This is a genomic window from Pseudomonas sp. AN-1, from assembly GCF_034057115.1.
GTDB lineage: Bacteria > Pseudomonadota > Gammaproteobacteria > Pseudomonadales > Pseudomonadaceae > Geopseudomonas.
In genome coordinates this window covers 3,117,389-3,134,097 of the sequence record NZ_CP139195.1, presented here as the reverse complement: position 1 = coordinate 3,134,097, position 16,709 = coordinate 3,117,389, and the positions used below count along the sequence as shown (strand labels likewise).

16 protein-coding genes are annotated in these 16,709 nt (G+C 71.3%); 10 read left to right on the top strand and 6 right to left on the bottom strand.

From position 1 onward, the window contains the following. Positions 1–59 precede the first annotated feature (59 nt). From SK095_RS14740 to SK095_RS14725, 4 genes are all read left to right on the top strand, one after another. On the top strand, positions 60–1,082 hold the full coding sequence (locus tag SK095_RS14740; protein ID WP_136490043.1) for a LysM peptidoglycan-binding domain-containing protein: 1,023 nt from the start codon (positions 60–62) through the stop codon (positions 1,080–1,082). A gap of 100 nt (positions 1,083–1,182) precedes the next feature. Beyond that, positions 1,183–2,295 (top strand): DNA-processing protein DprA, encoded by a 1,113-nt coding sequence (dprA, locus tag SK095_RS14735; RefSeq protein ID WP_320546722.1) that lies wholly within the window; start codon positions 1,183–1,185, stop codon positions 2,293–2,295. A gap of 81 nt (positions 2,296–2,376) precedes the next feature. Next, a complete protein-coding gene (locus tag SK095_RS14730) occupies positions 2,377–2,934 on the top strand; it encodes an L-threonylcarbamoyladenylate synthase (RefSeq protein ID WP_136491370.1) in 558 nt (185 codons plus the stop codon). A gap of 69 nt (positions 2,935–3,003) precedes the next feature. Further along, entirely contained in the window at positions 3,004–3,846 is an 843-nt protein-coding gene (locus tag SK095_RS14725) for a helix-turn-helix domain-containing protein (RefSeq protein ID WP_168772556.1), read from the top strand. On the opposite strand, the gene SK095_RS14720 is transcribed toward SK095_RS14725, so the two are convergent. Together SK095_RS14720 and SK095_RS14715 are read right to left on the bottom strand one after the other, a co-directional pair. Beyond that, complete coding sequence (locus tag SK095_RS14720) at positions 3,847–4,059, bottom strand: hypothetical protein (protein WP_136491372.1); 213 nt, start codon at positions 4,057–4,059, stop codon at positions 3,847–3,849. A gap of 155 nt (positions 4,060–4,214) precedes the next feature. Beyond that, positions 4,215–5,189, bottom strand: a complete 975-nt coding sequence (locus SK095_RS14715) for an NADPH:quinone reductase (protein WP_320546721.1) — start codon at positions 5,187–5,189, stop codon at positions 4,215–4,217. Positions 5,190–5,345: 156 nt separating this feature from the next. Here SK095_RS14715 and hemF point away from each other — a divergent pair, with 156 nt between their 5' ends. Both hemF and aroE read left to right on the top strand, forming a co-directional pair. Then, positions 5,346–6,254, top strand: a complete 909-nt coding sequence (gene hemF, locus SK095_RS14710) for an oxygen-dependent coproporphyrinogen oxidase (RefSeq protein WP_320546720.1) — start codon at positions 5,346–5,348, stop codon at positions 6,252–6,254. 85 nt (positions 6,255–6,339) lie between these two features. Further along, complete coding sequence (aroE, locus tag SK095_RS14705) at positions 6,340–7,158, top strand: shikimate dehydrogenase (protein WP_320546719.1); 819 nt, start codon at positions 6,340–6,342, stop codon at positions 7,156–7,158. 34 nt (positions 7,159–7,192) lie between these two features. Here the strand turns inward: aroE and SK095_RS14700 are convergent, their stop codons facing one another. Beyond that, positions 7,193–8,752 carry a SulP family inorganic anion transporter gene (locus tag SK095_RS14700; protein WP_320546718.1) on the bottom strand — a complete coding sequence of 520 codons (1,560 nt, stop codon included), beginning with the start codon at positions 8,750–8,752 and terminating at the stop codon, positions 7,193–7,195. A gap of 109 nt (positions 8,753–8,861) precedes the next feature. Here SK095_RS14700 and SK095_RS14695 point away from each other — a divergent pair, with 109 nt between their 5' ends. Then, entirely contained in the window at positions 8,862–9,233 is a 372-nt protein-coding gene (locus SK095_RS14695) for a DOPA 4,5-dioxygenase family protein (RefSeq protein ID WP_320546717.1), read from the top strand. A gap of 57 nt (positions 9,234–9,290) precedes the next feature. Here SK095_RS14695 and SK095_RS14690 read toward each other — a convergent pair whose 3' ends face one another. Both SK095_RS14690 and SK095_RS14685 read right to left on the bottom strand, forming a co-directional pair. Next, a complete protein-coding gene (locus SK095_RS14690; RefSeq protein WP_320546716.1) occupies positions 9,291–10,514 on the bottom strand; it encodes a CaiB/BaiF CoA-transferase family protein in 1,224 nt (407 codons plus the stop codon). 94 nt (positions 10,515–10,608) lie between these two features. Further along, positions 10,609–11,790, bottom strand: coding sequence for an acyl-CoA dehydrogenase (locus SK095_RS14685; RefSeq protein WP_201485474.1), 1,182 nt, complete (start codon positions 11,788–11,790; stop codon positions 10,609–10,611). Positions 11,791–11,955: 165 nt separating this feature from the next. Between SK095_RS14685 and SK095_RS14680 the strand changes: the two genes are divergently transcribed. Genes SK095_RS14680 through SK095_RS14670 form a run of 3 tightly spaced genes read left to right on the top strand, consistent with a single transcriptional unit; the run spans position 11,956 to position 15,991 of the window. Further along, the gene (locus SK095_RS14680; protein ID WP_320546715.1) at positions 11,956–12,864 is read left to right on the top strand and encodes a LysR family transcriptional regulator; all 909 of its coding nucleotides are present in this window, start codon (positions 11,956–11,958) and stop codon (positions 12,862–12,864) included. A gap of 2 nt (positions 12,865–12,866) precedes the next feature. Beyond that, entirely contained in the window at positions 12,867–14,648 is a 1,782-nt protein-coding gene (locus SK095_RS14675) for a sensor histidine kinase (RefSeq protein ID WP_320546714.1), read from the top strand. Positions 14,649–14,650: 2 nt separating this feature from the next. Continuing rightward, positions 14,651–15,991 carry a sigma-54 dependent transcriptional regulator gene (locus SK095_RS14670; protein ID WP_320546713.1) on the top strand — a complete coding sequence of 447 codons (1,341 nt, stop codon included), beginning with the start codon at positions 14,651–14,653 and terminating at the stop codon, positions 15,989–15,991. Positions 15,992–16,057: 66 nt separating this feature from the next. On the opposite strand, the gene SK095_RS14665 is transcribed toward SK095_RS14670, so the two are convergent. Next, positions 16,058–16,570 carry a hypothetical protein gene (locus SK095_RS14665; RefSeq protein ID WP_320546712.1) on the bottom strand — a complete coding sequence of 171 codons (513 nt, stop codon included), beginning with the start codon at positions 16,568–16,570 and terminating at the stop codon, positions 16,058–16,060. Positions 16,571–16,709: the final 139 nt, after the last annotated feature.

Below are 16,709 nucleotides of genomic sequence, written 5' to 3'. Positions count from 1 at the left end.
CGTATTTCGCCGGCCGGCGCACGTTTCCCGTGTCGGCACATGATAAAGGGATTCACCTCATGAGGAAATCATTAGTCGCCCTGCTGCTGCTGGCGGCTGGCGGTCTGGCGCAGGCCGAGGTCCAGCTCAGGGACGGCCATCCGCAGACCTACACGGTGGCGCGCGGCGATACCCTGTGGGATATCTCCGGCAAGTTCCTGCGCCAGCCGTGGAAGTGGCCGGAGATCTGGCAGGCCAACCCGCAGGTGCAGAATCCGCATCTGATCTACCCGGGCGACGTGCTGAGCCTGACCTGGGTCGACGGCCAGCCGCGCATCGTCCTCGACCGCGGCGCCTCGCGCGGCACCGTCAAGCTGTCGCCGCACGTGCGCAGCACGCCGATGGCCGAGGCGATCCCGACCATCCCGCTGGAAAAGATCAACAGCTTCCTGCTCAGCAACCGCATCGTCGACAGCGACCTCGAGCTGTCCCAGGCGCCCTACGTGGTGGCCGGCAACGCCGAGCGCGTGGTCAGCGGCGCCGGCGACCGCATCTATGCCCGCGGCGCCTTCACCGGCGAGCAGGCCTACGGCCTGTACCGTCAGGGCAAGGCCTACAGCGACCCGCAGACCAAGGAAGTGCTCGGCATCAACGCCGACTACATCGGCGGCGGCGACGTGGTGGCCGAGGAAGGCGACATCGCTACCCTGGCCCTCACCCGTACCACCCAGGAAGTGCGCCTGGGCGACCGCCTGCTGCCCACCGAGGAGCGCTCGATCAGCTCCACCTTCGTGCCCAGCGAGCCGAGCGAGCCGATCGACGGGGTGATCCTCGACGTGCCGCGCGGCGTGACCCAGGTCGGTCAGCTCGACGTGGTCACCCTCAACAAGGGCCGCCGCGACGGCCTCGCCGAAGGCAACGTGCTGGCGATCTACAAGACCGGCGAGACGGTGCGCGACCGCATCACCGGCGAGAGCGTGAAGATCCCCGACGAGCGCTCCGGCCTGCTGATGGTGTTCCGTACCTACGACAAGCTCAGCTATGGCCTGGTGCTCAACGCCACCCGTTCGCTGGCGGTGCTCGACAAGGTGCGCAACCCCTGAGCGTCGTGAACGAAGCCCCCGCCTGCGGGGGCTTCGCGTTTCTGGCCTGACGCAGGATGCGCGCCGGCCGATGTCCTGCCGTCGATCAAGGATGATCGCCATGCCCTACCCCGCCGCCCTGCCCCCGGCCGAACTGGAAGCCCGCCTGCGCCTGCACGGTCTGCCGGCGATCGGTCCGCGGCGCTTCCGCCTGCTGATCAGCACCTTCGGCTCGGCCAGTGCCGCCCTCTCCGCTCCTGCAGCCGCCTGGCGCGCCCTCGGCCTGCCGGCGGAGGCCGCCGAGGCGCGGCGCAGCCCGCTGGTGCGCGAGCAGGCCGCCGCCGCCCTGGCCTGGCTGGAGCAGCCCGACCGTCACCTGCTGGGCTTCGACGATCCCGTCTACCCCGCCCTGCTCGCCGAGCTGCACGATGCCCCGCCGCTGCTGTTCGTCGCCGGCGACCCCGGCCTGCTCGAGCGCCCGCAGCTGGCGCTGGTCGGCAGTCGCCGCGCCAGCCGGCCGGGGCTGGACAACGCCGCATGCTTCGCCCGCAGCCTGGCCGGCGGCGGCTTCGTGGTCACCAGCGGCCTGGCGCTGGGCATCGACGGCGCGGCCCACGAGGGCGCGCTGGCGGCCGGCGGCGCCACCGTGGCGGTGCTCGGCACCGGCCTGCAGTGCCTGTATCCGCGCCGGCATGCCGGCCTGGCCGCGCGCATCGTCGCCGAGGGCGGCGCGCTGGTCTCCGAGCTGCCGCTGGCCACGCCGCCGCAGGCCGGCAATTTCCCGCGGCGCAACCGCATCATCAGCGGCCTGTCCCTCGGTGTGCTGGTGGTCGAGGCCAGCCCCTCCAGCGGTTCGCTGATCACCGCGCGGCTGGCCGCCGAACAGGGCCGCGAGGTGTTCGCCATCCCCGGCTCGATCCACCACCCCGGCGCACGCGGCTGCCACCAGCTGATCCGCGAGGGCGCCCTGCTGGTGGAAACGGTCGAGGACATCCTCGAGGCCTTGCGCGGCTGGCAGCGGGTGGCGGCCCGGCCGGCGCCGCGCCGGCCGGTCAGCGAACCGGACGAGTCGGCCCATCCGCTGCTGGCCCTGCTGCGCGCCGAACCGCAGAGCAGCGAGGCGCTGGCGATCAGCAGCGGCCTGGCGCTGCCCGAGCTGCTCGCCCAGCTCACCGAACTGGAGCTGGACGGGCGCATCGTCTGCGAGGGCGGCTGCTGGGTGTGCTGCGGCTGACCCGGCCCGTCGCCAGCCACTGCCATCGCCGGCCCGAGCGGATACACTGCGCCGCAGTTTTTCCAGCATGCGGAGGTGGCGATGGTCGGGCAGTGGCGGGTGCAGCAGGCGGCGCGGGTGGTGCGCGAGGGGGGCGTGATCGCCTACCCCACCGAAGCGGTATGGGGGCTGGGCTGCGATCCGTGGAATCCCCAGGCGGTACTGCGCCTGCTGGCGCTCAAGGACCGGCCGCTGGAGAAGGGCCTGATCCTGGTCGCCGCCGACATGGCGCAGTTCGACTTCCTGCTGCACGACCTGCCGCGGGCCTGGCGCGCCGAGCTCGAACTCAGCTGGCCGGGGCCGAACACCTGGCTGGTGCCGCACCAGGGCCGCCTGCCCGAGTGGATCAGCGGGATGCACGACAGCGTCGCGCTGCGGGTCAGCGACCATCCGCTGGTGCGCGCGCTGTGCGAGCACACCGGGCCGCTGGTGTCGACCTCGGCCAACCCGGCCGGGCGCCCGGCGGCGCGCACCCGCCTGCGCGTCGAGCAGTACTTCGGCGGTGCGCTCGACGGCGTGCTCGGCGGCGAACTGGGCGGACGCAGGAACCCCAGCCTGATCCGCGACCTGCGCACCGGCCAGGTGATCCGGCCGTCCTGAGGCGACTTGCGCGGCGCCGCGGCGCTGGCCATGCTGGCGTCCTACTGGCAGGCATCAGGGAGAGACGCCATGGACCCGCGCATCCAGCAGGTCGTCCAGCTCATAGATACGCGCATCCACTACGGCAGCGACGAGGAGCGGGCCGCGCTGAGCGTACAGGCGCTGGCCGACACGTTCGGCCTGAGCCGTTTCCAGCTGCAGCGCCTGTTCAAGCGCGACACCGGGATGACCCTGCGCGACTACCTGCAGAACCTGCAGCTGGAAAAGGCGGCGGTACGCGTAAGGCTGACGCGCGAGAGCCTGTTGTCGATAGCTCTCGGTCTCGGCTTCGGCAGCCAGCAGGCGTTCACCCGGGCCTTCACCCGCCGCTGGGGCATGCCGCCGCAGTCGCTGCGCCGCCTGCCGGCCGAGGGGCTGGCAGGCCCGGCGGTGCCGATCGGCGCCGCCATCCCGGCGCGCATCGTGCAGGCGCCAGCGCGTAGCCTGTGGGCCTGTCGCTACGTCGGCCCCTATCCGCTGGTGCCGCAGCACTGGCAGGATTTCGCCACCCGTCTGGCCGCCGCCGGCCTGCAGGCGGAAGGTCCCTTCTTCGGCATGGTCTACGACGATCCGCTGTTCACCCCGCCCGAGCGCATCCGCTACGCCTGCGCGATCGCTGCACCGGCCGCTGCTGGCGAGCCGCCGCCGGGCTGGTACCGCATCGGCCTGCCGCCCTCGCGCTTCGTGGTGTTCTCCATCCACTGCAGCTACGCGGAAGGCCTCGTTCGCCTGCGTTCGCGGGTGCATGGCTGGCTGGCCCGGAGCGGCGAGTCCTTCGGTCAGGCCGGTGGCTTCGAGTGCTACCCGCGCCTGCCGGTCGCCAGCCTCGACCAGGCGCAGCACATGGACCTGCACTGCTCGCTGGCCGGCTAGTCAGTCGCGCGGATGACGCAGGCGGGTCCAGCCGCGGCTATTGGTGTAGAAGCGTCCGCTGTCGCCCAGCAGGGCGAAGCGCGTGGCGCGCCAGGCCGCGCAGCACAGGCCGGCCTCGAGGCTGCGGACCTTGTGGAAGGCCCAGCGCCACTGGCGCAGGGTGCCTGAGCGGCGCTCGGCCGCCAACGCAGGGGTATCGTTGGACTGGGACATGCAGGACCTCCGCCTGATCGAAGCTGCCGGTCGGGGAGGGACTGGCAGCCGGTTCCTTGATGGGATGGCGAAGGACTCTAGTGGTACGCGGGTGCGAGCGTTTAACCGTTTGTGACCTGAGTCACGGCGGCGCGGCGGACGCGCCGCCGCCTGCCTCAGGGCAGCAGGATGGTCGAGCCGGTGGTCTGCCGCGCCGCCACCGCGGCCTGTGCCGCGCCGGCGTCGGCCAGGGCGTAGCGCCGGCCGATATCCACCTGCAGGGTGCCGGCGGCGATCAGCGCATACAGCTCGGCGGCCATGGTGCGCAGGCGCTCGGCGGTATCGGCGTAGCCGGCCAGGGTCGGCCGGGTGACGAACAGCGAGCCCTTCTGCGAGAGGATGCCGAGGTTGACCCCGGTGACCGGCCCGGAGGCGTTGCCGAAGCTGACCAAGAGGCCGCGCCTGGCCACGCAGTCCAGCGAGATCTCCCAGGTGTCCTTGCCCACCGAGTCGTAGACCACCGGGCACTTGGCGCCGTCGGTCAGCTCCAGCACCCGCGCACGCACGTCCTCACGGCTGTAGTCGATGGTCGCCCAGGCGCCCAGCGCCCGGGCCCGCTCGGCCTTCTCGGCCGATCCCACGGTGCCGATCAGCTTCACCCCCAGCGCTTTCGCCCACTGGCAGGCCAGGCTGCCGACGCCGCCGGCGGCGGCGTGGAACAGGATGGTCTCGCCGCCCTCGAGCCGGCCGATCTGGCGCAGCAGGTACTGCACGGTCAGGCCCTTGAGGGTCGCCGCGGCGGCCTGCTCGAAGCTCACCCCGTCCGGCAGCGGCACCAGCACGTCGGCCGGCAGGCAGTGCAGTTCGGCATACGAGCCCTGCGGGCCGGTGCAGTAGGCCACCCGGTCGCCGACCTGGAATTCGTGCACCTCGGCGCCCACCGCCTCGACCACCCCGGCGCCTTCGCTGCCCAGGCCCGAAGGCAGGTCCAGCGGATACAGGCCGTTGCGGTAGTAGATGTCGATGAAGTTGAGGCCGATGGCGTGGTTGCGCACCAGCACCTCGCGCGGGCCGGGGGCGGCGGGAGTGAAGTCGGCGTACTCGAGCACTTCGGGGCCGCCGTGGCGGCTGAGCTGGATGCGTTTGGCCATGGCCGGGCATTCTCCTTGGGAAAAACGACAGGGCGTCCATCCAAGCCTGCGCCATGGCCTGCGTCAAGCGCGAGGCGCGAAACGCGGTGGTATGCTTGCCGCCTGATTGCGCCGCCGGCCAGGGGCCGTGCGGCAGACCCGGACCCGAGGTGAAAAGTGACCGACCGTATCGCCGCCGTGAAGGCCTACCTGCTCGACCTGCAAGACCGCATCTGCGCTGCCCTCGAGGCCGAGGACGGTGGCGCGCGCTTCCGCGAGGAGGCCTGGGAGCGTCCGGGCGGCGGCGGCGGCCGCACCCGGGTGATCGAGAACGGCGCGCTGATCGAGAAGGGCGGGGTCAACTTCTCCCACGTGTTCGGCGACGGCCTGCCGCCCTCGGCCAGCGCCCACCGCCCGGAGCTGGCCGGGCGCAGCTTCCAGGCTCTCGGCGTGTCGCTGGTGATCCACCCGGAAAACCCCCACGTGCCCACCTCGCACGCCAACGTGCGCCTGTTCTGCGCCGAGAAGCCCGGCGAGGAGCCGGTGTGGTGGTTCGGCGGCGGCTTCGACCTGACCCCCTACTACGCCCACGAGGAAGACTGCATCGAGTGGCACCGGGTGGCGCGCGCCGCCTGCGAGCCGTTCGGCGCCGACGTCTACCCGCGCTACAAGGAATGGTGCGACCGCTACTTCCACCTCAAGCACCGCGGCGAGCCGCGCGGCATCGGCGGCCTGTTCTTCGACGACCTCAACGAGTGGGACTTCGACACCTGCTTCGCCTTCATCCGCGCGGTGGGCGACGCCTACATCGAGGCCTACCTGCCGATCGTCAAGAAGCGCAAGGCCACCCCGTTCACCGAGGCGCAGCGCGAATTCCAGGCCTACCGCCGCGGCCGCTACGTGGAGTTCAACCTGGTGTTCGACCGCGGCACCCTGTTCGGCCTGCAGTCCGGCGGGCGCACCGAGTCGATCCTCATGTCGCTGCCGCCGGTGGTGCGCTGGGGCTACGACTGGAAGCCCGAGCCGGGCACTCCCGAGGCGCGGCTGACCGAGTACTTCCTCACCGACCGCGACTGGCTGGCCTGATCGTAGGGGCGAATTCATTCGCCTGTCGCCGTCGAGCCGGGCGAATGAATTCGCCCCTACAGTTCCGTCTTTCCCGAGGATTCCCATGGACCGCTATTGCGTGTTCGGCAACCCCATCGGCCACAGCAAGTCGCCGCTGATCCACCGCATGTTCGCCGCGCAGACCGGCGAGCAGCTGAGCTACGAGGCGCTGCTGGCGCCGCTGGACGACTTCGCCGGCTTTGCCCGCGCCTTCTTCGTCGAGGGCCGCGGCGCCAACGTCACCGTGCCGTTCAAGGAGGAGGCCTTCCGCCTCGCCGAGATCCTGAGCGAGCGCGCCGCCCGCGCCGGCGCGGTGAACACCCTGAAGAAGCTCGACGACGGCCGCCTGCTCGGCGACAACACCGACGGCGCCGGCCTGGTGCGCGACCTCACCGTCAACGCCGGCATCGAGCTGCGCGGCCAGCGCATCCTCCTGCTCGGCGCCGGCGGCGCGGTGCGCGGCGTGCTCGAGCCCATGCTGGCCGAGCGGCCGGCCGAGCTGGTGATCGCCAACCGCACGGTGGAGAAGGCCGAGGAGCTGGCGCGGCTGTTCGCCGACCTCGGCCCGGTGGTGGCCAGCGGCTTCGACTGGATCGACGCGCCGGTCGACCTGATCGTCAACGGCACCTCGGCCAGCCTGGCCGGCGAGCTGCCGCCGATCTCGCCGACCCTGATCCGCCCCGGCCACACCGTCTGCTACGACATGATGTACGCCAAGGAGCCGACCGCCTTCAACCGCTGGGCGCAGACCCACGGCGCAGAGCGCACCCTGGACGGTCTGGGCATGCTGGTCGAGCAGGCCGCCGAGGCGTTCTTCGTCTGGCGCGGCGTGCGCCCCGACTCGGCGCCGGTGCTGGCCGAACTGCGCCGGCAACTGGCCTGAGCGCCGCGGGGCGCCATGGCGCCCCGCCCTCCCGTCAATCCTCGAAGCTCAGCGGGCAACCCTCGGCCCCCTCCAGCTTGAGCAGCTCCTCGCGCACCTGCGGGCGTGCCCGGCGCAGCACCAGCTCGCGCTCCTGCAGGCGCAGGCGGCGCGCCTCCTGGTGCAGCATCACCACCCCGGCGTAGTCGATGAAGTTGACGTAGTGGGCGTCCAGCACCAGGCGCGGCGCCCGGCTGGCCTGGATGTGCCGCTGCAGGTAGGCGCAGGCGCCGAAGAAGATCGAGCCCTCGATGCCCAGCACCTCGTGGTCGCCCTCCTGCCAGCGCTGCAGGCGCGGCTGCGAGGTGCGCTTGAGGTAGAACAGCAGCGAGGCCAGCACTCCGGCGTAGATCGCCGTCTGCAGCTCGAGCAGCAGGGTGGCCGCGCAGGTCAGCGCCATCACCGCGAACTCCGCACGGCTGACCCGCCACAGCGCGCGCAGCCCCGCCAGGTCGACCAGCCCCCAGCAGATCAGCAGGATCACCGCGGCCATCGCCGGCAGCGGGATGTGGGCGATCAGCGCCGCGCCGCCCAGGGTGAACAGCGCCACCCACAGCGCCGAGCACACCCCGGCCAGCGGGGTCAGCGCCCCGGACTGCTGGTTGAGCGCCGAGCGGGTGAACGAGCCGGCCGACAGGTAGCCGGCGAACCAAGGGCCGACCATGTTGGCCAGGCCCTGGCCGCGCACCTCGGTGTCCACCTCGAGCGGCTGCTGCGACTGCTGGGCCAGGGCGCGGGCGATCGACAGGCTGGTGACCAGGCCGAGCAGGCCGAGGGCCACCGCCGTCGGCAGCAGGTCCAGCACGCTGTCCAGCTCGAACTGCAGCGGGGTGAACGGCGGCAGGCGCCCGGCGAAGGCGGCGACCGTCGGCACCGTGGCGAACACCGGCAGCAGCCAGGCCGCCAGGCTGCCGGCGACGATCGCCAGCAGCAGCGCCGGCAGGCGCGGCCACAGCCGGCGCACGCCGAGCGCCACGCCGAGGGTCAGCGTCGCCACCGCCAGCGACGGCCAGTGCGCCTCGCGCAGGTGTTCGCCGAGCACCAGGGCGCCCTTCAGCGCGGTGGCCTGGCCGGGCAGGTCGAGGCCGAGCAGGTTGGGCACCTGGCCGAGGGCGATCACCAGCGCGGCGCCGAGGGTGAAGCCGAGCAGCACCGACTGCGAGATGAAGTTGACCAGCGCGCCGAAGCGCAGCAGGCCGAGCAGCCACTGGAACAGCCCAGCGAGGAAGCTCAGCAGCAGCACCAGGGCGACGTAGTCCGGGCTGCCCGGCGCGGCCAGCGGGCTGACGCTGGCGAAGATCACCACCGACACGGCGGCGGTCGGCCCGCCGATCAGGTGCAGCGACGAGCCCCACAGGCAGGCGACGATCACCGGCACCACCGCGGCGTACAGGCCGTATTCGGCCGGCAGCCCGGCGATCAGCGCGTAGGCGATCGACTGCGGCAGGGCGAGGATGGCGCCGGTCAGGCCGACCAAGGCGTCGCGGCCGAGGCTGTGCACGGAGACCTGTGGCAGCCAGCGCAGGAACGGCAGCAGGCTGTAGCGATGGGGCATGGGACCTCGAGACGGACGGATGGGGATTGGCCACAGGGTAGCGGATCGGCGCCGCGCCGGCCCGTCCGGGCTATCATGGGCCTCGCCCGACAACCAGGAAGGCCTCGCCATGCACGAACTCGACCCCGCCGCGATCCGCGGCTGGCACGCCCACGTCTACTTCGACGCGCAGACCCTCGAACAGGCCCGCACGCTCTGCGAGGCGGCGGCCGCGCGCTTTCCCGGCCTGAAGATGGGCCGCGTCCACGAGCGGCCGGTCGGCCCGCATCCGGACTGGAGCTGCCAGCTTGCCTTCCGCGCCGAGCTGTTCGCCGCGGTGCTGCCGTGGCTGGCGCTCAACCGCGGCGGTCTCACCGTGTTCGCCCATCCGATCACCGGCGAGGATCTCGCCGACCACCGCGACCGTGCCGTCTGGCTCGGCAGCGTGCGGCCGCTGGACCTCTCCGTGCTGCCGGAGAGCTCGGTGGTCTACGACCTCTGAACGTAAAAAAGCCGGGCACAGGGCCCGGCAAGACAATCCCGAGGGTGGGATCGACGCTCAGATGACGCCGCGTGCGCGCAGGTCGGCGATCGTCTCGCCGTCCAGGCCCAGGCGCTCGGCCAGGATCGTTTCGGTGTGCTCGCCGAGCAGCGGCGGCGCGTTGCGGTATTCCACCGGGGTGGCCGACAGGCGCAGCGGACTGGCCACCCCGGGCGCGCTGCCGGCCAGCGGGTGCGCCAGGTCGACCCGCATGCCGCGGGCCAGCACCTGCGGGTCGGCGAACACCTGCGCCAGGTCGTTGATCGGCCCGCACGGCACGCCGGCCTCCTCCAGCGCGGCGACCCATTCGGCGGTGGTCCTGAACACCGTGGCCTGGCGGATCAGCGGGATCAGCTCGCCGCGGTGGGCGACCCGCGCGCTGTTGTTGGCGAAGCGCGGATCGTCCGCCCACTCCGGATGGCCGGCGACCTCGCAGAAGCGGCGGAACTGGCCGTCGTTGCCGACGGTAAGGATGAAGTCGCCGTCGGCGGTGGGGAAATCTTGGTACGGCACGATGTTCGGGTGGGCGTTGCCCAGGCGGCGCGGCGCCACGCCGGTGGTCAGGTAGTTCAGCGCCTGGTTGGCCAGGCAGGCCACCTGCACGTCGAGCAGGGCCAGGTCGATATGCTGGCCCTCGCCGCTGGCGTGGCGGTGGTTGAGCGCGGCGAGCACCGCCACGCTGGCGTGCAGGCCGGTGAGGATGTCGGTCAGCGCCACGCCGACCTTCACCGGCCCGGCGCCCTCCTCGTCGGCGGCGCGCCCGGTCAGGCTCATCAGCCCGCCGAGGCCCTGGATCATGAAGTCGTAGCCGGCGCGCTGGGCGTAGGGCCCCTGCTGGCCGAAGCCGGTGATCGAGCAGTAGATCAGCCGCGGATTGATCGCCTTCAGGCTCTGGTAGTCGAGGCCGTAGGCGGCCAGGCCGCCGACCTTGAAGTTCTCCAGCAGCACGTCCGACTGCGCCGCCAGCTCGCGGATCAGGCGCTGGCCTTCCGGCTGGGTGAAGTCGACGGTCAGCGAGCGCTTGTTGCGGTTGGCGCACAGGTAGTAGGCCGCCTCGCGGGTGTCGCGGCCCTCGGCGTCCTTGAGGAACGGCGGGCCCCAGTGGCGGGTGTCGTCACCCGAGCCCGGGCGTTCCACCTTGATGACGTCGGCGCCGAGGTCGGCGAGCATCTGCCCGGCCCAGGGGCCGGCCAGCACGCGGGACAGGTCGAGGACGCGGATATTGGCCAAGGCGCCGGACATGGCGGAACTTCCTTGCTGGGGCGGAACAGACCTGCGGTCCGTGCCACCGGAGGGGATGGAGGGGGGATGGCGCTCGGGTCATCCCCCGTGGCGATCAGAAGAACGCCTGGATGCCGGTCTGCGCGCGGCCGAGGATCAGCGCGTGGATGTCGTGGGTGCCCTCGTAGGTGTTGACCACCTCGAGGTTGACCAGATGCCGCGCCACGCCGAACTCGTCGCTGATGCCGTTGCCGCCCAGCATGTCGCGGGCCAGGCGGGCGATGTCCAGCGCCTTGCCGCAGCTGTTGCGCTTCATGATCGAGGTGATCTCCACCGCCGCGGTGCCCTCGTCCTTCATCCGGCCCAGGCGCAGGCAGCCCTGCAGGGCCAGGGTGATCTCGGTCTGCATGTCGGCCAGCTTCTTCTGGATCAGCTGGTTGGCGGCCAGCGGGCGGCCGAACTGCTGGCGGTCCAGCACGTACTGGCGGGCGGTGTGCCAGCAGGCCTCGGCGGCACCCAGCGCACCCCAGGCGATGCCGTAGCGTGCCGAGTTCAGGCAGGTGAACGGGCCCTTGAGGCCGCGTACCTCGGGGAACATGTTCTCTTCCGGCACGAACACGTTGTCCATGACGATCTCGCCGGTGATCGAGGCGCGCAGGCCGACCTTGCCGTGGATCGCCGGGGCGGACAGACCCTGCCAGCCCTTCTCCAGCACGAAGCCGCGGATGTCGCCGGCGTCGTCCTTGGCCCAGACCACGAACACGTCGGCGATCGGGCTGTTGGTGATCCACATCTTGCTGCCGGTCAGCCGGTAGCCGCCGTCGACCTTCTTGGCGCGGGTGATCATCGAGCCCGGGTCGGAGCCGTGGTTCGGCTCGGTCAGGCCGAAGCAGCCGATCCACTCGCCGCTGGCCAGCTTCGGCAGGTACTTCTGCTTCTGCGCCTCAGTGCCGAACTCGTTGATCGGCACCATCACCAGGGAGGACTGCACGCTCATCATCGAGCGGTAGCCGGAGTCGATGCGCTCGACCTCGCGGGCGATCAGGCCGTAGCACACGTAGTTGAGGCCGCTGCCGCCGTACTCGACCGGGATGGTCGCGCCGAGCAGGCCGGTCTCGCCCATCTCGCGGAAGATCGCCGGGTCGGTGTGCTCGTGGCGGAAGGCTTCCAGCACCCGCGGCGCCAGCTTGTCGGCGGCGAACTTCTGCGCGCTGTCGCGCACCATGCGTTCCTCGTCGGTCAGTTGCTGGTCGAGCAGCAGCGGGTCTTCCCAGTTGAAGCGGGCGTTGGCAGCCATGGGTGCAATCCTCGAATGTTGTTGTGGCGCGCTGGGGCGATGTCCTGATCCTAGGCGCCCACCGGACACCCGGCAACCGAGGAATTCGCACGCTGTTGTGCTGTTCGCTCACTCCGAAACTGCTGTAGAGTCAGTTCCAACGCCCAGCCAGTGAGCCTGTCGCACATGCGTCGCAAGATCCCCAGCACCGCCGCGCTGGTCGCCTTCGAGTCGGCGGCGCGCCACCAGAGCTTCACCAAGGCCGCCGAGGAGCTGGCGCTGACCCAGAGCGCGGTGTGCCGGCAGATCGCCGCGCTGGAGGCGTTCCTCGGCGTCGAGCTGTTCCGCCGCACCCGCCGCGGCGTGCGCCTGACCGAGGAGGGCCTGTCCTACGGCCGGCGCATCGCTGCCCAGCTCGACGCGGTGGAGCGCGACACCCTGGCGGTGATGGGCCAGCAGGGCAGCACCAGCCTGGAGCTGGCGGTGGTGCCGACCTTCGCCACCCAGTGGCTGCTGCCGCGCCTCAAGGACTTCCAGCGTCTGCATCCCGAGGTCACCGTCAACCTGACCAACCGCACCCGGCCGTTCCTGTTCGCCGACACCGAGTTCGACGCCGCGCTGTACTTCGGCGACGCCGACTGGCCGGGCACCGCCGCCGACTTCCTGATGCGCGAGAACCCGGTGCCGGTGTGCAGCCCCGAGCTGGTCGCTCCGCACACCAGCCTCGACGCCCGGGCGATCGCCGCCCTGCCGCTGCTGCAGCAGACCACCCGGCCCTACGCCTGGCGCCAGTGGTTCGGCTCGCTTGGCCTGCAGGTCGAGGGCGACATGCGCGGGCCGCGCTACGAGCTGTTCTCCATGCTCGCCCAGGCCGCCATGCACGGCATGGGTGTGGCGCTGATCCCGCCGCTGTTGATCCAGCGCGAGCTGGCCGAGGGCCGCCTGATCGTGCCGCTGCAGCACGCCTACCTGAGCGACAAGGCCTACTACCTGATCGTCCCCGAGCGCAAGGCCGAGTCGGCGGCGCTGCGCGCCTTCCGCGACTGGCTGCTCGAGACGGCGCAGGCCTACCGCCGCGAGCACGGCCTGGAATGAGCATGCCGCCGACCTCCTCGCGCCAGCGCGTCGTCCTCGTCCTCCTGCTGATCCTCGCCGGCCTGGGCGTCAGCGTCTGGCTGGCCGGGCGCGCCGCGGAAAGCCGCCAGTGGCAGGAGCGCAGCGTCGAGGCGCACAACCAGCTGGAGCTGTACGCACAGTCGCTGCGCATCCTGGTCGAGCGCTACCGCGCCGTGCCGGCGATCGTCGCCCACGACAGCGAGGTGCAGGCCACCCTGCGCGCCGGCAACGACCCTCGGCAGCGCCTGCTGCTCAACCGGCGCCTGCAGCGCCTCAACGCCGAGGCCGGCTCGGCGATGCTCTACGTCCTCGACGCCCGCGGCGAGACCATCGCCGCCAGCAACTGGGACGATCCGACCAGCTTCGTCGGCAACAACTACGCCTTCCGCCCCTACTTCCAGGACGCCCTGCGCCACGGCAGCGGCCGCTACTTCGCGGTCGGCGTGACCACCGGGGTGCCCGGCTACTTCCTCTCCCGGCTGGTGCGCGACGACGACGGCACGCCGCTCGGCGTGGTGGCGCTCAAGCTGGAGATGGAGGAGCTGCAGCGCGGCTGGGTCGGCCAGCCGGGCACCCTGCTGGTCACCGACCGCCACGGCGTGGTGATCCTCGCCAACCGTCCGGCCTGGCGCTTCCGCCACCTGCAGGGCGAGCCGGGCGACCGTCCGCTGCAGCCGCCGGACGCCCGCAAGTACGCCGGCGAGACTCTGCAGCCGCTGCACCTGCAGCCGCTGCGCCAACTCGACGAGGGCGCCGTGCTGCAGCGCGTCGACGGCCCGGACGGCCGCCACGACTACCTGTGGTTGCGCCAGGCGCTGGTCGAGGACGACTGGACCCTGCACCTGCTGCACGAGGCCGGCGCGGCGGACGCCGCGGTGCGCAGCGCCGGCCTGGCCGCCGGCGGCGCCTGGCTGGCGCTGGCCTTCCTCCTGCTGTTCCTCGTCCAGCGCCACAACAACCGCCGCCTGCGCCAGCGCTCGCGCGCCGAGCTGGAGCGCCTGGTCGAGGCGCGCACCGCCGAGCTGCGCCAGGCCCAGGACGAGCTGGTGCAGGCGGCCAAGATGGCCGCGCTGGGGCAGATGTCCGCCGCCATGGCCCACGAGATCAACCAGCCGCTGACCGCCATGCGCATGCAGCTGGGCAGCCTCGGCCTGCTGCTGGCGCGCAACGACGCGCAGGCGGTGCAGACCTGCCTGGCGCGCATCGACGGCCTGCTGACGCGCATGGCCGCGCTCACCGGCCACCTGAAGACCTTCGCCCGCAACAGCCCCGGCGGTCTGCGCGAGCGCCTGCAGCCGGACAGCGTGGTCGACCACGCCCTGCTGCTGCTCGAGCCGCGCATCCGCCAGGACCAGGTGCTGGTGCTGCGCCAGCGCAATGCCGAGGCCTGGGTCGAGGGCGACGCCATCCGTCTCGAGCAGGTGCTGGTCAACCTGCTGCACAATGCCCTCGACGCCATGGTGGACAAGGACGTGCGCGAGCTGCGCATCGACCTGCGCCGCGACGGCGCCGACTGGCTGCTGAGCGTGGCCGACAGCGGCGGCGGAATCCCGGCCGAGGCGCTGGCGCGGGTGTTCGAGCCGTTCTTCACCACCAAGCCGGTGGGCGACGGCCTGGGCCTCGGCCTTGCCGTGTCCTACGGCATCGTCCGCGAGCTGGGCGGCCAGCTCGAAGCGCGCAACGCCGGCGACGGCGCGCTGTTCAGCCTGCGCCTGCCGGCCGTGGCGGCGCCGGGTACACTGCCGGCAGCGCAGCAGGAGTGAACATGCAACCGATCATCTTCATCGACGACGAGGCGCCGATCCGCGAGGCGGTGCAGCAGTGGCTGGAGCTGTCCGGGCTCAGCGTGCGCACCTGCGCGCGCGCCGAGGAGGCGCTGGCGCTGCTCGACGCCGACTTCCCCGGCGTGGTGGTCAGCGACGTGCGCATGCCCGGCATGGATGGCCTGGTCCTGCTCGAGCGCCTGCAGGCGCTCGATCCCGAGCTGCCGGTGATCATGGTCACCGGCCACGGCGACGTGCCCATGGCGGTGGAAGCCATGCGCCAGGGCGCCTACGACTTCATCGAGAAGCCCTTCACCCCCGAGCGCCTGCTCGCCAGCCTGCAGCGCGCCCTCGACAAGCGCCGGCTGGTCGGCGAGAACCGCGCGCTGCGCCGCCAGGTGAGCGAGCGCGGGCGCATCGAGGGCCAGCTGCTCGGCGTGTCGCCGGCGATGGTCGAGCTGCGCCGGCAGATCCTCGAGCTGGCGCCCACCGCGGTCAACGTGCTGATCCGCGGCGAGACCGGCAGCGGCAAGGAGCGGGTGGCGCGCTGCCTGCACGACTTCGGCCCGCGCGCGAAGCAGGCCTTCGTCGCCCTCAACTGCGCAGCGATCCCCGAGCAGCTGTTCGAGAGCGAGCTGTTCGGCCACGAGAGCGGCGCCTTCACCGGCGCCCAGGGCAAGCGCATCGGCCGCATCGAGCACGCCGACGGCGGCACCCTGTTCCTCGACGAGGTGGAAAGCCTGCCGCTGGCCCAGCAGGCCAAGCTGTTGCGCGTCCTGCAGGAGAAGAGCCTGGAGCGCCTCGGCTCCAACCGCAGCATCGCCGTCGACCTGCGGGTGATCGGCGCGGTCAAGCCCGACCTCGCCAGCGAGGTGCGTGCCGGACGCTTCCGCGAGGACCTCTTCTACCGCCTCAACGTCGCCGAGCTGCACATCCCGCCGCTGCGCGCGCGGCGCGAGGACATCCCCCTGCTGTTCGACCACTTCGCCCGCGAGGCCGCCGCCCGCCACGGCCGCGAGCCGCGCCCGCTGTCCGCCGCCGAGCTGGCGCGCCTGCTGACCCACGACTGGCCGGGCAACGTGCGCGAACTGGCCAACGCCGCCGAACGCCACGTCCTCGGCCTCGGCCTCGGCCGCGCCCCGGCGCCGGCCAGCCCCGGCCAGTCGCTGGCCGAACAGCTCGACGCCTTCGAGGCCCAGTGCCTGCGCCAGGCCTTGCAGCAGTGCCGCGGCAACATCGCCGAGGCCATGGCCCTGCTGCAGCTGCCGCGGCGGACGCTGAACGAGAAGATGCAGCGGCATGGGATCAGCAGGAGTGAGTTCGTCAGGGATGCAGAGGCCTGAGTGAAGCCGTTCAGGCTCTCCTGATTGGCGAGGGTGGCTGGCAGCCGGGCTGGCGGCGAGTTCTGTTCATATGTGCCCCAACTTCCTGGCGACGACGTAAGTGATGCCGCGCGAGAGCAGCAGACTGGAAATGGTTGGAATAACCAGGATGGTAAAGATTTGACTCCCGAAGACTCCGGCAATCGACGGGAAGAGCAGGGCGACCAGGAAGACTATGATTAGCGCCGCCGCGTCGGCGAAAAGGGCCAGCAGGATGCCGAACAACGACAGCCCGCCCATTGTGGCCATGAAGAGCAGGATGCTGACTATCCCGGTCGCCAGCATGCTCAGAACGGCGGTCCACTCCCGACCGGTATGCCAGTAGTACATTGGGCTCTTGAATTTTCTGAGCTTGCCCGGCCAGTTGCCGCGGGGGCGCTGGCTATTCTTGGGGCTATTGTTTTGGTTTTCCGGTGAGTTCATGGCGGCATTGTCCAATGTCGAATCTTCGAAGCCTTGTCTGAATTTATTGGCTTGTAACGCCGAGCCTGCGCGGGTTGTCGGCCAGTTGGCCCGGGAGGCCGAGTTGTTCGCGACCATTCACGAGCCGCTGCGTCACGGATGGTGCCAGCTGGCGTGGATGCTTGTGGCTGGAAGCATCCGCTTTGGCGCAGGACTCCATCGAGAGGGAGGAAGTATCGCCTGCCGGTGCGACACAACGCGTCGCACCGGAATGAGA

Coding starts and splice junctions, on each gene's coding strand:
- SK095_RS14730 (WP_136491370.1), top strand. CDS start 2,377: ATGGTCGGGCAGTGGCGGGTGCAGCAGGCGGCGCGGGTGGTGCGCGAG.
- aroE (WP_320546719.1), top strand. CDS start 6,340: ATGGACCGCTATTGCGTGTTCGGCAACCCCATCGGCCACAGCAAGTCG.
- SK095_RS14720 (WP_136491372.1), bottom strand. CDS start 4,059: ATGTCCCAGTCCAACGATACCCCTGCGTTGGCGGCCGAGCGCCGCTCA.
- SK095_RS14680 (WP_320546715.1), top strand. CDS start 11,956: ATGCGTCGCAAGATCCCCAGCACCGCCGCGCTGGTCGCCTTCGAGTCG.
- dprA (WP_320546722.1), top strand. CDS start 1,183: ATGCCCTACCCCGCCGCCCTGCCCCCGGCCGAACTGGAAGCCCGCCTG.
- SK095_RS14695 (WP_320546717.1), top strand. CDS start 8,862: ATGCACGAACTCGACCCCGCCGCGATCCGCGGCTGGCACGCCCACGTC.
- SK095_RS14715 (WP_320546721.1), bottom strand. CDS start 5,189: ATGGCCAAACGCATCCAGCTCAGCCGCCACGGCGGCCCCGAAGTGCTC.
- SK095_RS14665 (WP_320546712.1), bottom strand. CDS start 16,570: ATGGTCGCGAACAACTCGGCCTCCCGGGCCAACTGGCCGACAACCCGC.
- SK095_RS14685 (WP_201485474.1), bottom strand. CDS start 11,790: ATGGCTGCCAACGCCCGCTTCAACTGGGAAGACCCGCTGCTGCTCGAC.
- SK095_RS14690 (WP_320546716.1), bottom strand. CDS start 10,514: ATGTCCGGCGCCTTGGCCAATATCCGCGTCCTCGACCTGTCCCGCGTG.
- SK095_RS14675 (WP_320546714.1), top strand. CDS start 12,867: ATGCCGCCGACCTCCTCGCGCCAGCGCGTCGTCCTCGTCCTCCTGCTG.
- SK095_RS14700 (WP_320546718.1), bottom strand. CDS start 8,752: ATGCCCCATCGCTACAGCCTGCTGCCGTTCCTGCGCTGGCTGCCACAG.
- SK095_RS14670 (WP_320546713.1), top strand. CDS start 14,651: ATGCAACCGATCATCTTCATCGACGACGAGGCGCCGATCCGCGAGGCG.
- SK095_RS14740 (WP_136490043.1), top strand. CDS start 60: ATGAGGAAATCATTAGTCGCCCTGCTGCTGCTGGCGGCTGGCGGTCTG.
- SK095_RS14725 (WP_168772556.1), top strand. CDS start 3,004: ATGGACCCGCGCATCCAGCAGGTCGTCCAGCTCATAGATACGCGCATC.